At 32.5% G+C, this 18,318-nt stretch carries 19 protein-coding genes; 14 read left to right on the top strand and 5 right to left on the bottom strand.

What is annotated here, in order from left to right; all coding sequences use genetic code 11:
- Positions 1-6 precede the first annotated feature (6 nt).
- Entirely contained in the window at positions 7-1,239 is a 1,233-nt protein-coding gene (locus IPM51_02820; GenBank protein ID MBK9283231.1) for a NupC/NupG family nucleoside CNT transporter, read from the bottom strand.
- A gap of 84 nt (positions 1,240-1,323) precedes the next feature.
- Here IPM51_02820 and IPM51_02815 point away from each other — a divergent pair, with 84 nt between their 5' ends.
- Positions 1,324-2,175, top strand: coding sequence for a hypothetical protein (locus IPM51_02815; GenBank protein ID MBK9283230.1), 852 nt, complete (start codon positions 1,324-1,326; stop codon positions 2,173-2,175).
- Positions 2,176-2,184: 9 nt separating this feature from the next.
- Here IPM51_02815 and IPM51_02810 read toward each other — a convergent pair whose 3' ends face one another.
- From IPM51_02810 to IPM51_02795, 4 genes are read right to left on the bottom strand one after another with little or no spacing between them, the layout of a single operon-like run.
- Positions 2,185-3,462 carry a serine hydroxymethyltransferase gene (locus IPM51_02810; protein ID MBK9283229.1) on the bottom strand — a complete coding sequence of 426 codons (1,278 nt, stop codon included), beginning with the start codon at positions 3,460-3,462 and terminating at the stop codon, positions 2,185-2,187.
- The gene (locus IPM51_02805; GenBank protein MBK9283228.1) at positions 3,455-3,952 is read right to left on the bottom strand and encodes a hypothetical protein; all 498 of its coding nucleotides are present in this window, start codon (positions 3,950-3,952) and stop codon (positions 3,455-3,457) included. The genes IPM51_02810 and IPM51_02805 overlap by 8 nt, the downstream gene beginning before the upstream one ends.
- Positions 3,939-4,481 carry a hypothetical protein gene (locus IPM51_02800; GenBank protein MBK9283227.1) on the bottom strand — a complete coding sequence of 181 codons (543 nt, stop codon included), beginning with the start codon at positions 4,479-4,481 and terminating at the stop codon, positions 3,939-3,941. The genes IPM51_02805 and IPM51_02800 overlap by 14 nt, the downstream gene beginning before the upstream one ends.
- 12 nt (positions 4,482-4,493) lie before the next feature.
- Positions 4,494-4,718 (bottom strand): hypothetical protein, encoded by a 225-nt coding sequence (locus tag IPM51_02795; protein MBK9283226.1) that lies wholly within the window; start codon positions 4,716-4,718, stop codon positions 4,494-4,496.
- Between the two features lie 83 nt (positions 4,719-4,801).
- On the opposite strand from IPM51_02795, the gene IPM51_02790 reads away from it, so the two are divergent.
- From IPM51_02790 to IPM51_02730, 13 genes are all read left to right on the top strand, one after another.
- On the top strand, positions 4,802-7,195 hold the full coding sequence (locus IPM51_02790) for a polysaccharide biosynthesis tyrosine autokinase (GenBank protein ID MBK9283225.1): 2,394 nt from the start codon (positions 4,802-4,804) through the stop codon (positions 7,193-7,195).
- A gap of 38 nt (positions 7,196-7,233) precedes the next feature.
- Positions 7,234-7,764 (top strand): ArsR family transcriptional regulator, encoded by a 531-nt coding sequence (locus tag IPM51_02785; protein MBK9283224.1) that lies wholly within the window; start codon positions 7,234-7,236, stop codon positions 7,762-7,764.
- An 84-nt stretch (positions 7,765-7,848) separates the two neighbouring features.
- Complete coding sequence (locus IPM51_02780) at positions 7,849-8,346, top strand: UpxY family transcription antiterminator (protein MBK9283223.1); 498 nt, start codon at positions 7,849-7,851, stop codon at positions 8,344-8,346.
- Entirely contained in the window at positions 8,343-9,302 is a 960-nt protein-coding gene (locus IPM51_02775) for an NAD-dependent epimerase/dehydratase family protein (protein MBK9283222.1), read from the top strand. The genes IPM51_02780 and IPM51_02775 overlap by 4 nt, the downstream gene beginning before the upstream one ends.
- Positions 9,281-10,159: an ABC transporter permease gene (locus IPM51_02770; protein MBK9283221.1), complete on the top strand. Its 879-nt coding sequence runs from the start codon at positions 9,281-9,283 to the stop codon at positions 10,157-10,159. The genes IPM51_02775 and IPM51_02770 overlap by 22 nt, the downstream gene beginning before the upstream one ends.
- Positions 10,159-11,454, top strand: a complete 1,296-nt coding sequence (locus IPM51_02765) for an ABC transporter ATP-binding protein (GenBank protein ID MBK9283220.1) — start codon at positions 10,159-10,161, stop codon at positions 11,452-11,454. Before IPM51_02770 ends, IPM51_02765 begins: the two co-directional genes overlap by 1 nt.
- Positions 11,447-12,076 (top strand): SGNH/GDSL hydrolase family protein, encoded by a 630-nt coding sequence (locus IPM51_02760; protein MBK9283219.1) that lies wholly within the window; start codon positions 11,447-11,449, stop codon positions 12,074-12,076. The genes IPM51_02765 and IPM51_02760 overlap by 8 nt, the downstream gene beginning before the upstream one ends.
- A gap of 9 nt (positions 12,077-12,085) precedes the next feature.
- Positions 12,086-12,850, top strand: a complete 765-nt coding sequence (locus IPM51_02755) for a class I SAM-dependent methyltransferase (GenBank protein MBK9283218.1) — start codon at positions 12,086-12,088, stop codon at positions 12,848-12,850.
- Positions 12,851-12,861: 11 nt separating this feature from the next.
- Positions 12,862-14,190 (top strand): hypothetical protein, encoded by a 1,329-nt coding sequence (locus IPM51_02750; GenBank protein MBK9283217.1) that lies wholly within the window; start codon positions 12,862-12,864, stop codon positions 14,188-14,190.
- A gap of 5 nt (positions 14,191-14,195) precedes the next feature.
- Positions 14,196-14,996, top strand: a complete 801-nt coding sequence (locus tag IPM51_02745; protein ID MBK9283216.1) for a class I SAM-dependent methyltransferase — start codon at positions 14,196-14,198, stop codon at positions 14,994-14,996.
- 21 nt (positions 14,997-15,017) lie between these two features.
- A complete protein-coding gene (locus tag IPM51_02740; GenBank protein ID MBK9283215.1) occupies positions 15,018-15,668 on the top strand; it encodes a hypothetical protein in 651 nt (216 codons plus the stop codon).
- Between the two features lie 34 nt (positions 15,669-15,702).
- On the top strand, positions 15,703-17,007 hold the full coding sequence (locus IPM51_02735) for a hypothetical protein (protein ID MBK9283214.1): 1,305 nt from the start codon (positions 15,703-15,705) through the stop codon (positions 17,005-17,007).
- Positions 17,007-18,314: a hypothetical protein gene (locus IPM51_02730; GenBank protein MBK9283213.1), complete on the top strand. Its 1,308-nt coding sequence runs from the start codon at positions 17,007-17,009 to the stop codon at positions 18,312-18,314. The genes IPM51_02735 and IPM51_02730 overlap by 1 nt, the downstream gene beginning before the upstream one ends.
- Positions 18,315-18,318: the final 4 nt, after the last annotated feature.

The following is an 18,318-nucleotide window of genomic DNA, read 5'->3' as shown; positions in this document are numbered from 1 at the left end:
TAAAATTCAGATCAGCATTCCCGCAATCGTAGCCGATAAATAACTGGCCAGCGTGCCACTGATTAAGGCTCGAATGCCTAGTTTGGCCAAATCTGCTCTGCGCTCCGGAACAAGCGCTCCTATACCCCCAATTTGCATGCCCACGGAAGCAAAATTTGCAAAACCGCAAATGGCAAAACTGGCAATAATCAATCCTTTTTCACTTAACGGTTTTGCCAAATGATGAGTCATAGTATCAAAGGCCACAAATTCATTGATGGTGATTTTTTGTCCCATTAAAGTAGCTACTTGCTGTACATCATCCAAAGGTACTCCCATCGACCAAGCTAATGGATAAAATAATTTTCCGAAAATATAGTCTAAGGAAAGTTCGGGGTAAATTTTCCCTAAACCATAATTGATAAATGCAATCAAAGCAATAAATCCAATTAACATAGCAATTACATTTATAGCAATCTTCATACCATCGGATGCTCCGTGCGAAATCGCATCTATTAAATTGGTATGTTCTTTTTTTACTTCAAGTTTCACTCTTCCTTTTGTCACCGGCTCTTCCGTTTCGGGATAAATTATTTTGGAAATAACCAAAGCGGCGGGAGCTGCCATTAAACTTGCCGTGAGTAAATACTCAGCCTTGGCACCCATATTCACATACACAATTAATATTCCTCCGGCAATGCAAGCCATACTGCCGGCCATCGATGAAAGTAATTCACTTTTAGTCATTGTGGGTAAATAAGGACGTATCATCACTTGTGCTTCTACTTGTCCAACAAAAGCACTGGCAATATTACTTAGCGCTTCTGCCCCACTTGCCCGCATCACAAAATTCATAGCTCGGGCAATAACAGCAACTACTCGTTGCATAATGCCAATATGATATAATATTGCTACCAAAACACAAACTAAAATAATTGTTGCCGTAACACTAAACGCAAAAACAAAGGTGTGTTTCATTCCAAATGCAGCCGCTCCCCCATCATGCGTGTCTACCATTATTCCCCCGTAAACGAAAGCTGCACCTTGGGTGGCAAATTGCTCAATTTTAGCCATCCCCCTTCCCAATAAAGCAAAGAAGTTTGTGATAAAAGGAACTTTTAAAACCAATATGGCAATTAATATTTGTAGGGCAAGACCACTAAATACCAATCGCAAATTAATGGCCTTTTTATTATTAGACATCAAAAATGCTATTGCAAAAATGACAACTATACCGATAATACCTGTGAATCTTTCCATGCTTAGATAAGATTAGAAAATTACAAAAATTAATTTTTGTAACCAAAGTTTAAAACCTAAGTTATTTGTAAAAGAGGAGGAAAAATGAAAAAAGCAATTTTAATAACACTAATGATTTGTTCGGCATTGGCTAATGCAAAACATTTAAAAATGAAATTACAGAAAGCTTTGGATGAACACTACATTAAAGCAAGCGCTAATAGTTTAGGCGGATACCAGGGCTTTTGCATTCAAATGAATTTGATTAATATGAGTTCGGATTCCTTATTTATTTTAATTGAAGCAGGACGTAGATTAAATTCACTCGAAGAAAAGGATCAGGATATCTTAATCACCCGCCAGGAAATTATTGTACTTAAAAAGAAAGAACAAAAATGGGTTCCGGTTTATGGATATTGTTGCCAGGCCAGTAATCATTGTCCTAAGAAAAATGCCAAATACGGCTTAAATAATTTAGGAGATAGCAGTTTGGTAACCCTGGCCAGATTTCTTAATTCAAATCAATTTGATAATAATGTTACACAACAGGCGATATGGGCCTTAAGCGATCAACAACCCAGTGCGCAAGTCTATTCTAAAGTGGATACGCTCGTTAAAAAATTAAGAAATCTGGTTTGTACCTTAAAAGGTGAAGAGTTGCCCTGGTATTCTTTAGAAACTAAAACTTTGGTTTATCAAAGTGGAGTGATGCAAAATTTTGCAACTGAATTAAGCGGTCAGTTTAATTATATCATTCCAAAAGATAGCTACACCACCTTGCATGTGTTTGATAAAAAAGGGCGGGAAGTTTGTAAAATAATCAGACAATGGAGTTTAAAGTCAAATACAATTTATGACTTAAAGCTTCCGGTAAAAGGGATGGCTAAAGGCAAATATACCATTGAACTTAAAACAGAAAATGGCGAACAAGTGGTTCAAAAAAGTTTTGAGATTTGAAAACTAAAATCAAGCTTTAAAAAGAGGGTATTTAACCATCATGGTATTTACCTTCTTTTTAATTTTTGCTAATTCGGTATCATTATCTCGTTTCATTAGTACTTGATCAAGTAATTCCACAATTTTAATGCAATCTTTTTCTTTTAAACCGCGAGTGGTTATAGCAGCTGACCCAATTCTAATTCCGGAAGTCACAAAAGCCGACTTATCATCAAACGGAACCATGTTTTTATTCACTGTAATATTTACTTTTTCCAATGCAGCTAAGCCGTCTTTACCGGTTAAATTTTTATTTCTTAAGTCGATTAAAAACATATGATTGTCTGTTCCTTTGGAAACAATATTGTAACCCAATTCTTTAAATGCATTTGACATAGTAGCCGCATTTTTTACAACTTGTATACAATACTTTAAATAATCATCCGATAAAGCCTCGTGATAAGCCACTGCCTTTGCAGCTATAACGTGCTCCAGCGGACCGCCCTGAGTACCAGGGAATACAGCCATATCCAACACGTTGCTCATCATTTTTAATTCACCTTTAGGTGTTCGCTCTCCAAACGGATTTTCAAAATCTTGGCCCATCATAATCATGCCCCCTCTTGGTCCTCTTAATGTTTTATGCGTGGTTGATGTGATAACGTGACAATGCGGTAAAGGGTCATTCAGAATTCCTTTAGCAATTAAACCACTGGGGTGAGAAATATCGGCCAATAAAATAGCATTTACCTCATCAGCAATTTCTCTCAATCGCTTATAATCAAAATCGCGAGAATAGGCACTTGCTCCGCAAATAATCATTTTAGGTTTTTCTCTTCTGGCTATTTCTGCTACATTTTCACAATCAATCTTTCCACTTTCTCTATCTACCCCATAAAATGTAGCCCGATATGTTTTTCCCGAAAAATTTACCGGTGAACCATGTGTTAAATGTCCGCCGTGAGATAAATCTAGTCCTAATATCGTATCGCCTGGTTTTAAACAGGCTAAAATTACGGCGGCATTAGCCTGCGCTCCGGAATGCGGTTGCACATTTACCCAAGCCGCACCGTATAGTTGTTTAGCTCTGTCAATGGCTAATTGTTCTACCTGGTCAACTACCTCACATCCCCCATAATATCTTTTAAATGGCAATCCTTCGGCATATTTGTTTGTTAACACACTGCCCATTGCTTTCATTACCTGATCACTTACATAATTTTCACTGGCAATTAATTCTATCCCGTTTGTTTGGCGATGTAATTCTTCTTTGATGAGTTTAAATACTGTTGAATCTTTACTAATCATGTGATATAGATTTGAGGTTTAATTTTTCTGATGCAAGTAAAATTAAGCAAATTATAGGTGATTGTCCAATACCCAATAACCAACGGCTAAAAGTGTACTCATCATTTTTCAAGTTTCCGTTAATAAAATACCCAAAAATCATCGAAATAGCGGCTAAAATTAGTATGAGCAGGTATGCTCGGGTTAAATATTTCAATAATAAACCCGCCTCCGTTAAAAGCAATTTTAATGAAACATAACTGCATGCATAAAATATAAAAGTCCAGCCAAGAGTAAACGCGTACTTTGAATAATATAAATTAATATATGACCATGACATTAAAGGAGCTAAAATTTGCGGCATTTCCTGGTGCACAATTTCGTACTCATTTGTTCCTCTGTAAACACTGGCCAAAATAATATTTAAATGTTCGAAAAACCTTTCCCGGAAATAGCCCAGAACTCCGAATACCAATATACTAAGCAATAAAAAGTATTTACGTTTTTTCACTTTGCCTATTTTTATCTGCTAACTTATTAACCCAAATAATCCACAACCAAAAAATAAACGCATACACCAAAAACGTAAAAGTGTAAGTATGATTAAAATCCAGATAACTTGGAAATTTCAGATTGATAAACATTAAAGCTACCACCCTAAAAATATTCAATACATGAATAGCTAAATTTCCGGCTAAAATATACCACCATTTATCTTTTTGATTACCGGGATAAGCAAAAATAAAGACACTGAAAAGGGTAAATAAGGTTATCGCATTACAGTTTGAACCTATCCAAACCCCTGTTGAACCATCCAATCCTATCACCTGCATATCTATATCTTGTAAGCTTTTGAATGTTTTATAACCGAATAATTGCACAATAAAATCAGCGGCGGAAATAATACTTCCTATAAACTTCTGATCATAATAAGTATATCGTTTAACAATAAACTGATAAAGCAGAAAAAGAACTAAGTAAATAATTCCGGCTTTGAAAATAAACTGAACAAAGGCGTTTTGTTTAAAGGATGCCTTCATTAGCGTTTAATATTATTGAATAGATGACTTTTTTTTGTGTGCTTTATACAACTTTTTAGCACCATAAGCTGCCCCGGCTGCAACTAAAAAAGAGATTCCTCCATCAATAGGAATGCAAGGAGGGGGCCAACAGGAGGGCGTTCCCACCGGCGGTGGAGGTGGAGGGGGCGCTCCAAACATATATTGACTTCCAATTAAAACAAGGATGAAAATGATTAAGAACCTAAGTGTTGTCATTGAGGCAAATATAGTGTATAAAAGTATAAAAAAATCAATTATAAAACAACAATTGGCTTTAAAATCATATATTTGCAATACAAGTGGCTACCTCCGGCGTTAATAAAAAACAATCTCTTGTTTCAGCCAAAGATCTAAGTCTTATTTATAGAGTAATTAAGGCCAATTGGTGGATTCCTTTGATTATACTTCCCTTGGCATATGCTATAGGGTCTTTTTATGTATATCGGCTAACCGTTAGCTACAAGGCTTCTACAGAGTTTTTACTTAAAAATAACGATACTTATTATCAAAGCAACGTTTTAAGTGATGCTAACTTTTACAATTACGGGGGTTATGTTGACAATCTCAATGAAATCAGAATTATACAATCTTATGACCTGGCTAGTAAAGTAGTAGAAAAATTAATGGATCGATTACAGGTTTCTTATTTTATTGTAGGGAAAGTAAGAACCACCGAACAGTTTAACGGAATGCCGTTTAAAGTAACTGTTAAGCAAATAAACCCGGGTTATTATGAAGTTCCTATTGATATACGTGTTGTTGACTTTGATAATTATCAAATATCGATTGGTGAAGGTTCTAACATAAAAACATTAAGCGGAAAATTTAATACCGATTTAATTGATACCGATTTAATAATTAATGTTAGTAGAATTGATCTGTTTACAAAAAACAAAGAAAAGGATTTTCAATCCATGCTCTATCAATTCACCATTCACACCAAAGAATTTTTAATCAATAAAATCAGAAGTAATTTAACTGCTGAAAACATTACCTATACCAATATCCTTAAAGTTGATTTAGTGGATATTTTACCGGAAAGAGCCGTATTGATTTTAGACACCATGAATACGGTTTATGCGATGGGTAAGTTAAAATCCAAATTTGATTTAAACGAAAGAACTATTGAGTATATCGACAGACAGTTGAGTGAAATTACGTTTTCCTTAAAAGGTTTGGAAGATACCATGCAGAATTACAAACAGCGCAAAAATATTATTGATTTAAATTGGGAGCAAGGTGATTTTTTAAGCAAAATAGGAAGTTATGACAATCAACGTTCTGATTTTAAAATGCAGATTGAAGCCTTAAATGATTTGGAAAGATATATCATTGAGGATAGAGATCCCCAGTTTTTACCGCCCAATGTTTTTATTACCGAAAAAAGTGGCTTTATGTTAAAAGCAGTGAATGAACTTTACAATAAACAAATTGACTTGAATAGAATGTACAGTGTTGCGAAAGAGAATAATCCATTAATCAGCGAACTTAAAAACAGTATTAAAAAAACCAAACAAGACCTATTGGTTTACATCAATAATAGTCGTAAAGCAACAAAGCAACAAATTGAAAATGTTGAAAAAGAAATATTAAACTATTTAAATGAGGCTAGACAAATTCCGGGTAAACAAAGAGATCTATTAAATATTCAACGTAAAACAGTGGTAAGCGAACAACTCTATAACTTTTTATTGGAAAAAAAGGCCAGCACCAAAATTGCCAGAGCAGGTATTATTTCTGATATTAAAATAGTGGAGTCTCCACGCTATATAGGAGCCGATGACCCCGATCGCATTACTAAAATTCAAAAACAATTTGTTAGTGCGGGTTTATTTTTAGCCTTATTCATCATATTCATACGCATGTTTTATTTTTCAAGAATTGAATCCGTTGAACATTTAAAAGAATTAACTAGTTTACCACTTTTAGGTGTTTTACCTTTTATTAAAAAGGAAGAAACGGAAGGAATTATTGTAGATAATAACCCAAATTCATTAATTTCCGAATCATTTCGGAATTTCAGAACAAATTTACAATACGCCAATGTCGATTCACACGCGAAAACCTATTTAATTACTTCCTTTTTGCCTGGAGAAGGTAAAACATTTACCAGCACCAATCTCGCCACCATCCTTGCTAAAAGCGGTAAAAAAACAGTATTATTAGAATTAGATTTACACAAACCCCGCATTTTTAAAAGATTTAATTTACAGAATCAGGATAAAGGAATTACTACATTTATATCCGGATTAAATTCTTTAGAAGAAATTATTACCGAAACCAGAATTGAAAATTTACATTGTATTTTTTCGGGTCCTATCCCACCGAATCCATCTGAGTTTATCCTTTCGGAAAAGCTCAAGGAATTAATTGCCTTTGCTAAAAATAATTATGATTATGTAATTATTGATTCCCCACCAGCCGGATTATTATCTGACTCTGTATTTATGATTCAATATGTGGATGCTTCTATCTTCGTATTAAACACCCGCAGCAGCAACAAAAAAGTAATCACTTTTATTGAGGAACTAATTGAAAACAATAACCTTAAAAATATTAATTTATTATTGAACGGGGTCAAAAACCTGGGTCGGAAGTATTATTATCGGGGTTACGGATATAGTTACGGTTATGGCTATGGTTATGGCTACGGAAAAGGATATGGAAAAAACTCAGGTTATTTAAATAAATAATTGGCGATTTACACAAAATTGAGTAATTTTACTACTCAATGTTAGAGACCCTAATATCCTCAAAAACAAGAATTAAGCTACTCTACAAGTTCTTCATCAATAGTAATAATACGTCTTATTTAAGAGGATTGGAAGAAGAGTTTAATGAATCTACTAACTCCATCCGGCTTGAGCTCAATAAATTTGAACAATCCGGCTTTTTAACCTCGCAAACTTACGGTAATAAAAAATATTTTAGAGCCAACACCAATCACCCCTTATTCTCTGATATACACCGCATTGTCTTCAAATTGGTAGGGATAGAATATGTGGTGGATTACATTTTGCAACGCATTGGAAATTTAGAAATGGTTTACCTGGTTGGTAAATTGGCTGAAGGGATTGACAGCGAAATAATAGACATTGTATTAGTTGGAGATATTAACAAGCCTTATTTGGTAGAATTGATAGCTAAGGCTGAAAAGAAACTCAATAAAAAAATTAAATTCATCTGCTACTTGCCATCGGAATTTGTAATTGAAAAAATAACAGAACCCGGTTTGCACCCGCTTTTGATTTATCAAAAGTAAAACATAAATACTGGGATGAATTTTTCCTCCCACTATTCAATTAAAAATTCAGGATGTGACTGAGGTGGCGAAGCTTTGAATAAAATGAACTGGAAGGCATTATACGTTTCATCAAGAGCAGAAAAAAAAATTCAACTGCGTTTAACCGAATTGGGAATTGAAGCTTATGTGCCTTTAAAAAAAGAACGCAAGCAATGGAGCGACCGCAAAAAAACTGTTTACACGCCTTTGCTAAATGGATATGTATTCGTGCATCTTAATGAAAAACAAAGAGAATTGGTATTTAAATCCAGTGGCGTAATTCAATATGTAAGATACAATGGCAAAGACGCGATTATTCGAGATATTGAAATTCAAATATTAAAAGATATAGAACAAAAAGGTTATTATGCCGAAGCCGGACCTCTTGCCGATTTCAAAATCGGCGATCGCACACTAATTACACACGGACAATTCAAAGGTATGCGGGGGATAATTGAAAGAAACTCCGGAAAAGAAATTTATACCATTGCCCTTGAAAGTATTGGCTTTTCTTTACGGGTTAATTTACCGGCTGAAATATTATCTAAAACAAAAGCATGAATGCAGATTCTAAAATACTAATCACTGGTGGTGCCGGATTTATTGGAAGTAATATCGTGGCTAAATTAGTAAGCTTAGGATACAAAAATATTAGCGTGCTGGATAACTTAGAAACCGGATTTATTCAAAACATACAGGAATTCATTGAAGAAAATAAAATTGAGTTTATACGAGGAGATATAACCGATTACCAAACTTGTCTTAATGTTACCGCGGGCAAAGAAATTATTCTGCATCAGGCTGCGTTGGGAAGTGTGCCCAGAAGCATTGAATTCCCAATGAATACCCTGCATGTAAACGTGAATGGGTTTAATAATATGCTCGATGCTGCACGAATAAATAAAGTGAAAAGATTTGTTTACGCCTCTTCTTCATCGGTGTATGGAGACGACCTTACACTTCCCAAAAAAGAAGATATAGTCGGAAATCCACTTTCACCCTATGCCATCAGTAAAAAAACAAATGAATTATACGCCAAAGTATATGCCGACTTATACGGAATGGAAATTATAGGCCTAAGGTATTTCAATGTATTTGGCCCTAAACAAAACCCTAACGGTCCGTATGCTGCAGTTATTCCGATTTTTATTCATAATTTACTTACTGGCAAACCTTGCAACATTTATGGCGACGGAACCAACCAACGCGATTTTACATTTATTGATAATGTAGTACATGCTAATTTACTCGCCGCTTCAAGCACTAATTCAAATGCATTTAATAAAGTATACAATATAGCATTTGGTTCAACTAAAAGCGTAAATGAATTGTACAAGTTCATAGCCGACGAATTAAAATCAAATTCTTCCGTTAATTATTTGGCACCACGAAAAGGGGAAATTAAAGACAGCTTTGCATCAATAGATTTTGCAACGGAATATCTAAATTACAAACCGGAAGTTAATCTGATCGATGGAATCAGAGAAACTATTAAATGGATGAAAACTACCCTGTGAAAAATGAAGAAGAAGATAATTGGGATTTGATTGTTAGTCCTAAGTCCTCCTTGCTTGAATTAAATTTAAGAGAAGTATGGAATTATAGAGATCTAATTTTACTTTTCACAAAACGTGATATTATTTCCCAGTACAAACAAACCATCCTTGGCCCTCTTTGGTTAATCATTCAACCAATTCTATCAACAGTTTTCTTTACGGTAATTTTTGGCTGGTTTGCTAAATTTAAAACCGGAGAAATACCCTATGCTATTTATACATTATCGGGTTTAACAATCTGGAATTTCTTTTCAACTTCACTTAGCAAAAGCTCTTCAGTTTTTTTGAGTAATGCTGGAATATTTGGAAAAGTTTATTTTCCAAGATTAACCGTGCCAATATCTATTGTTTTATCTAATGCTATTTCTTTTATTATTCAATTCATTGTTTTATTATGCCTTTTATTTATTTATACTTATTTTAAAGATTTTAATTGGCAACCAAATATTAAATTATTTTTTTTATTGCCATTTATACTAATAATTTTTGCTTTTTATGGAATGGGTTTGGGTTTAATAGCATCTGCTCTTACAACAAAATACCGAGATCTCTCATTTTTAATTTCATTTATGCTTCAGTTTATCCTTTATTTCTCTTCAGTTGTATTCCCTTTAGATGGATTTGCTGGCAAGTTTCAATTGCTTTTTAATCTTAATCCTTTGACGCATATAGTTAAATTATTCAGAGCTATAATGATATCCACCGAAATGCCTGATCCCAAATGGATAATTTACTCCATTACTATTGGCATTATAACCCTTCTCCTTGGAATTCTGATATTCAATAAAATAGAAAAATCATTTATGGACACAATATAATGAGTGATATAGCAATAAAAATTGAAGGATTAGGTAAAATGTATCGATTGGGCGAAGTTGGAAGCGGCTCCTTTGGCAACGATATTAAACGTTGGTGGGCGTCATTGCAAAGTAAAGAAGATCCGTTATCAATTATTGCAGAAAAAAATGACAGGACTTTAATAAGTAAATCTCAATCAATATGGGCATTAAATGATATTAATTTTGAAGTAAAAAAGGGGGAAGTTCTTGGGATTCTAGGTAAAAATGGTGCTGGAAAATCTACTTTGCTTAAGATAATTTCCCGAACCACTGCACCCACCAGAGGAACTTATAAAATAAAAGGAAGAATAGCTAGCCTTTTGGAAGTTGGAACAGGATTTCACCCAGACCTTAGTGGAAGGGATAACGTATTTCTCAATGGTGCTATTTTAGGAATGACAAAAAAAGAAGTTGCAAAAAAATTTGATGAAATAGTTGAATTTAGTGGAGTTGGGGGCTACATAGATACGCCCGTTAAAAGATATTCTTCAGGAATGTATGTTCGTTTAGCTTTTGCTGTAGCTGCACATTTAGAATCTGATATTCTCATTGTGGATGAAGTTTTAGCTGTTGGAGACATGGAGTTTCAAAAGAAATGTCTTGGAAAAATGAAAGATGTTTCTGGTCAGGGGAAAACAGTATTGTTTGTTAGTCATAATGTTTCTGTTATAAAGAATTTATGTACGTCGGGAATATACTTAGAAAATGGGTTGTTGAAATCAAAAGGAAATCTTGACAAGGCCATTGAACTTTATTTTGGAGAAAAGACATATTCAACTTATGGAAAAACTTGGCTGAAAGAAGAAAGGCCCGGAAATTTAAAAATTAAAATAAATAAAGTATCTATACAAGATTCAAAAAACACTACACCTTCAATAGTAAATATTTCAAGTAGTTACAAGCTTGTAATTGAATATGAAACTATTTCTGATAATGTATTGCCAATATTTTCATTTGGCCTATTTTATTCCAACGGTGAATTAATTTTTGGTTCAATAAGCAATGTGGAACCAAAATATCCAATTATTCGAAATAAATCCGGTTATTATAATATAGAATGCGAGATTCCTCCTCACACATTTAATAACGGTAAATATTATATAACTATAAATGGTTATTGCGAAAATTATGGTCAACATTTTTGCATTGATAGCCCTATAAGTTTTGAAGCTTTTGATGACGGTATACTCGCTAACGATTACAAAGGTAATTTTGGTGGTTATTTAAGGCCACTTTTAAATTGGAAGAGTTCAAATATAAATAACTATGAGTAAAAATATTTTCTTTTTTGGAGATTCAATATGCTTTGGACAATTTATAAGTCCGCATAAAACTTGGGTAAGTAAATTATCTGTGGAATTAAACAAGCATGATTCAGATTATATTATATTTAATCCCTCTCATAGCGGCGATACAACTCGAATGGTTTTAGAAAAAATGCCTTTTGATGTACAACAGCATGGTATATTTAGCATACTAATCCAATATGGAATTAATGACAGTAACTACTGGGCTTCTGATAATGGTTTACAGCGAGTAAGCCAAGCTGCCTTTAAAGCTAATTTAATTGAGATAATTGATCGTGCAAAAGCATTTGGCGCAAAAAAAATATTTCTTGATACAAATCACCCAACCAATAAAAAAATTACAGTAAAAAATAAAAAAATAGAACATCAAATTGGTAACAGAAAATATAATCAAATAATAAGACAAGTCGCTTTAGAAAAGAAAGTCCAATTGATTGACATTGAAAGATACTTCTTAATCGAATTAAATAAAATAAATAAGACCATTTCCCATTATCTGCTAAAAGATGGGATTCACTTAAATGAAGAAGGACACAAATTGTACTACAAAATAGTATTTCCTTACTTTAAAAAACATAAAATTATATAAATATCAAGTATGAAAAAAACAGAAACAAATAACTACTGGAATGAAAGAGCTAAAACAGTAGAAAATGATTTGGAGGTAAACATTATGGATGTGTTCCAAAGAAATCTAGAATACGATTATATTATAAAATATTTAGAACCATCCATGCATTTACTCGAAGTAGGATGTGGAATGGGAATAAGCACCAATTTATTCCGTGATAAAGTTAAATGGGTTGATGCATTTGATTATGAAACCAATATGATAGATCGTGCTAAAACTCTTTATGGAGAAAAAAACAATAAATTTATTCATGATAATATTCTAGAACCTAAATTACTGACCAATCAATATGACGCAATAACTTGTGTAAGAGTATTAATTAACTTGGCGAACTTCAATGAACAAAAAACAGCCATACTCAACATGACAAAACTTCTTAAAAAAGGAGGTAAATTAATTTTAGTTGAAGGTTTTAATGAAGGTTTTTATGAAATGAATAAATTAAGAAAGGAATTAAACCTTTCTGACCTCGTACCCGCTAAAATTAATTATTATTCTAACTATTCGGAAATTAAACCATTGCTTGAAGAAAATTATAGTTTAGTTGATGAATTTCACTTAGGCGCATATGACTATCTAACCAGAGTTGTTTATCCAACTTTGGTAGGTGAGAATAACGTAAAACACAACACATCATTTTCCGAAAAATCTGAACAATTAGCTCGCGCCTTCAACCCGGATGACTTCAAACATCTGTCTAGAATAAGGGGGTTAGTCTTAGTCAAAAAATAGAATTCAAAATTTTGAATATTCTCATTCTTTATAAATGCCTTGGCTTTCCACTTCGTACTACAGTTAATGAGCATTTGTATTCTTTCCGACGTTATTCTAATGCACGATGTTATTATTATAAATTAGATCATAGAGTTGATAGTTTTAATAAAGCTGAACCAATTCCAGATTATCTAAATAATATTGATTTTGACTTAATTATTTATCATTACGGCTTTGCCTCATCAAGATGGGCCGGAAGAGAATTTCTAGATTTAACTTTAAATCAGGTAAGGCATTTTTCAAAATCAAAAGCTGTTAAAGCTCTAATAACACAAGATGAATATAAAAACTCATTTGAACTAAGTCACATAATAAATGAACTAAATATTCAAGTTGTGTTTACTTTGGCAACAATGGAAGAGGCTTTAAAAATTTTTGATGAAGTAGATCATAATAAAGTTAAATTTCACCGGGTATTAACCGGTTACATAGATCCTAAATCAATATTTCGTTCTAGGTTGCGATCTCTATTTATTAAAAGAGTTATTGATGTTGGTTATAGAGCTCGTAATCTACCTCAATGGTTAGGACGTCATGGGTACATGAAATCGCAAATCTCCGATGTTTTTAAAAAAGCTTGTGACAAGTATAGTATAAATAATGATATTTCTATTAAACCAGAAGACACTTTGTTTGGAAATAAATGGCCGAAGTTTTTACATAAGTGCAAATACATGATAGGTGTTGAAGGCGGTGCAACTGTATTAGATAAATATGGCGAAATATGGAAAAAAGGAAGTGAATATTTAAAGCAAAACCCCAATTGCAGTTTTGAAGAAATAGAACAAGAATGCTTTCCCGGATTGGATGGCAAATTAAAATTAATTAATATTTCGCCCCGACATTTGGAATGTTGTGTTACAAAAACATGTCAAGTAATGTTAGAAAGCACATTTAATGATATCTTGATCGGAGGGAAACATTACATCGCTGTTAAAAATGACTTTAGCAATTTAGATGAAGTTATGATGCAGATAAAAAATGACGTTAACAGAAAGAAAATAGTGAATAATGCTTATAAAGACATAGTCTTGTCAGGAAAATACAGTTACAAGACATTCGTAGAATTTGTTACAAATAAATCTGCTGAACTGGCTTTTAAGATCAATAAACCTAAATTAACCGATTTACATTTATTCATTTATAATAGATTTACCGATTGGCTTTCTTGGAAAATAGACTATTATTTTTTCATTATTAAACCTCGTATTCCAACTAAATGGTATTTCATAACAATGGCTACCAAATATGGGAAATTAATAGGATTAAATAAATTGAAATTACTATTGAATAAATAAATTAAATGAATCTGTATAAAAATTCTCCTTTAAAGTTTGTAGATGAAATTCCGGTGTTTTCGGAGACAGATAAGTACATTAATAATTACGAAGAAATTTCTAAGGTCCATATTACTGAACTGAGCAATACCGGTCACAATCCCTTTATTCCTGAATCGCAATGGATGGAACTAGAATTAAGTACGGTTAGATTGATTCGTAAATACGTTAAAGAAAATGATAAAACTTTAGATATCGGTGTAGGATTGGGTAGAACATTAAGTCACTTTCAAAATATAAAAAAACACGGAGTTGATATTAGCTTAGATTATTTAAAAATTTCAAAATCTAAAGGAATTGATTGTGCTTTAGCAAAAATTGAAGAACTTCCTTATAATAATAACTATTTTGATTTAATAGTCTGTACGGATGTTCTTGAACATATGATTGATTTAAATATCGCTATTAAAAATATTTTAAATATCCTTAAACCGGGTGGTCACTTTATTATGCGGGTTCCATATCGGGAAGATCTTTCTCAATACTTGAAAGAAGATTATCCCTTTTACTTTGTACACATAAGAAACTTTGATGAACATCAGTTAAATATATTATTTAAATACAAATTTAATTGTAAAGTTATCGAATGGAATTCGGTGGGTGATGTAATAAGTGAAAACCGCATGATAGAAAAGGTAAAATACTACGGCAGATTTTGGAAATTTTATCAATGGAAATATAAATTCATTAAAAAACATTTTCCAACCCTGTTTAAAAACATGCATTATAAATGTGAAATAAACTTAGTAATCCAAAAAACGCTTTAATATTCCCTATTTATTAAATAAATGTCCCAATATCAAGACCAAATTATAAATAACTCGCTCAAATTAATTCCTGATATAAATTCATTTTGTTCTATATCGGTGGTTTCGGAAAAGAACTCTGAATTAGGAAATTATTTTGAAAAAAAATTAGATTCAGATTTTAAAAATACTGAACGCATATATAGAAAATATTCAATAAAAGATTTTAACTGCGATATCGGTTCGTTTCCACATATTATCAATAATAAAACTTCGGGAAAAAAATTGTTTATTTGTATTAATATTTTAGAAAGTGTGTTTGAATTAAATGATTTAATTTCTCAATTCGAGAGTGACTTATCTGAAGATTCATGTCTTTTATTTATTCTTAATAATAAAGAAGATTTAAATAAAAATACCAATTTCGAAAAGAATAAACCTAAACACGTTAATCAATTCGACATCAGTTCACTAGAATTGTTGCTTACACGGGGTTTTAATAATAAAATAATTGGAAAATGTGTATTAGAGAATTTTGACCCTTTCAATCAGTTATCTGGGCTTGAATATTTGAAATCAGATAAATCGATAAATAATTTTTATAATAAATTTATGTTAAAACTTAATTACAGCAAGTTTGTTAATCACTATCATCAAAGCCATTTATTAATTCTATCTCAAATTTCTAATTAAATCGAAACTAAAAATATTAATTATATACAAATGTTTGGGTTATCCGCTTCGAAGCACAATAGAAGAACATCTCTATTCGTTTAAGAAATACTCCAATTCTCATTGTTATTATTTAGGCTTGGATTCTGTTGATACAATCCCTGAATATTTGCTTAAAATTGATTTTAACCTCATAATTTTTCATTACGGCTTTATTTCATCACGATGGTCAGGTAAAGAACATTTGCTGAGAGCAGTAAAACAGGTTGAGCCGATCTTTGGTTCAAAAGCCGTAAAAATAGTGATGCCACAGGATGAGTATAAAAATTCTGAAGACATTTGTTGGTTTATTAATGAATACAATATTGATTGTTTGTTCTCGGTAAGTCCCCAATCTGAATGGCCTATCCTTTACCCAACTGTCGATAGAAAAAAGGTTAGGTTTTACCAGGTATTAACCGGTTACTTGGATGATGATTCCGTAAAAAAGCTAAATTCTCTTTCCAATTCCGTTACTAGAAACATAGATATTGGATATCGCGCAAGAAATTTACCTCCTTGGTTAGGAAAGCACGGTTATGCGAAAACTGAGATTGCCGGTATAATTAAAAATGCAGCTAACAAATTCAACTTAAAAGTAGATATCTCTATTGACCCAAAAGATACATTTCTGGGAGATGAATGGTATAAATTTATGCTTAGTTGCAAATATTTTATCGGTGTTGAAGGTGGCGCTACTGTGCATGATCCAAAAGGCGATATATGGAAAAAAGGTGAAACTTACATATCAAAATATCCAAACGCAAGTTTTGAAGAAGTTGAAAAGGAATGTTTTCCTAATGAAGATGGAAAACTAAAATTAATAGCCATCTCGCCAAGACATCTTGAAGCTTGCGCAACCAAAACATGTCAGATACTAATTGAAAGTACATTTAATGGAATCTTAAAAGCTAATCTACACTATATTCCACTTAAAGAAGATTATAGCAATGTTAACGAAGTAATGCAACTAGTAAAAGATGACAATAAAAGAAAAGAGATTACAGAGCGAGCTTATAATGATATTGTGCTTTCAGAAAAATGGTCGTATAAACAGGCTGTAAAAGATTTGATCAATGATGCAATTGGTGTTGATGTCAGTTCCCATGAATACCTTTCCATTAAGGAAGAAAAACCAGATGAACTTTTGATAAATATTAAACAGGATGAAAAACATTGGCGCTATGCTGAATTGTATACCCATGCCTGGTATAGATATTACGCGAGGTATAAAGGTAAACTCAGATACGGGGCAGTAATTCTGGCCAAAGGATTGGGTGCCAAAATAGTTTATAATCAATTTAAAAAATTTAGAAATTAGTGCGGATACTAATCATATACGGTCAAACAGGTTATCCAATTCGTGTGGCATTTCGAGATAATTTATACTCATTCAAAAAATATCTTAACGAAACTACTGTAGATTATTTTAACGCATCAACCGGCAAATTTCCAAATAGTATAAATCCGGACCGGTATGATCTGATTTTTTTTCATCATTTATTTTTAAGTGATAGGTGGACTCATGGTAACATCAATTTCTTTCATAATATTACCTTAAAGAATGTAGATGCTTTAAAAAAAGTGAACGTACCAAAAGTGCTGTTTACCCAAGACGAATGGTTCCAATCAAATGCAATCAATTTCTTCATTAATGAATTTCAAATTTCGGGTGTATTTACTGTTTCTCCGGAAAGCGAGTGGAAAAAATTATTTCACCAAGTAGATTTCTTAAAGATTCATTTTAAACAAGTGCTTACCGGATATTTAGATGATGAAGTGATAAATTATGTGAATTCTAAATTAAATCTAAATGAAACACGGTCAATTGATATTGGATACAGAGCAACCAAAGCACAGCCCTGGTTTGGTAAAAAGGGATTTCTGAAAACAAGGATTGCTGAAATTTTCAAAGATAATGCGCCTAAAAAAGGCTTTATGTGTGATATATCCAATGAAGCTAAAGATACTATAACAGGCAATCATTGGTTTGACTTTTTATTGAATTGCAAATATACCTTGGGCGTTGAAAGCGGAACATGTTTGCATGATCCGGACGGACAAATATGGAAATGTGGCTCAGAATTTTTAATGCGAAATCCACAAGCTACTTTTGAAGAAATAGAAAATCATTGCTTTAAAGGAAAAGACGGTAGTATCCACTTTATGGCCATCTCACCTCGTCACCTAGAAGCATGTTTGACAAAAACCTGCCAGGTATTAACTGAGGGCGAATATAATGGAATACTGAAGCCGAATATCCATTACATCGAACTCAAAGAAGATTTTTCGAACTTAAATGAAGTTCTTCTATTATTAAAGGATGAGAAATTAAGAAAAGAAATTACCGAAAATGCATATCAAAAAATTGTTGAGTCAAATGAATTCACTTATCAAAAGTACACACAGAATGTTTTAAACACCTGCAAAGATTGGTTCAATATTAATGCAGCAAATGCAACAAGCAGAAACAATTCATTAAAACTTTATTTTTTAGAGCTTAGAAGTAAGCAGTTGACAAAATATTATGCCGTTGGAAAAATCGGCTTGTACATTTTGCCTGAAATTGTTGCTAAAAAAATATACAAATTTATTATTTCAAAATTTTCTCAAACTAAACTCGTGTAGCATC

This window comes from Sphingobacteriaceae bacterium (assembly GCA_016715905.1).
In the GTDB taxonomy this organism is placed as follows: domain Bacteria; phylum Bacteroidota; class Bacteroidia; order B-17B0; family Aurantibacillaceae; genus Aurantibacillus.
Note: the sequence above shows the minus strand (reverse complement) of the source record. Positions and strands in the feature narration are given on the sequence as shown.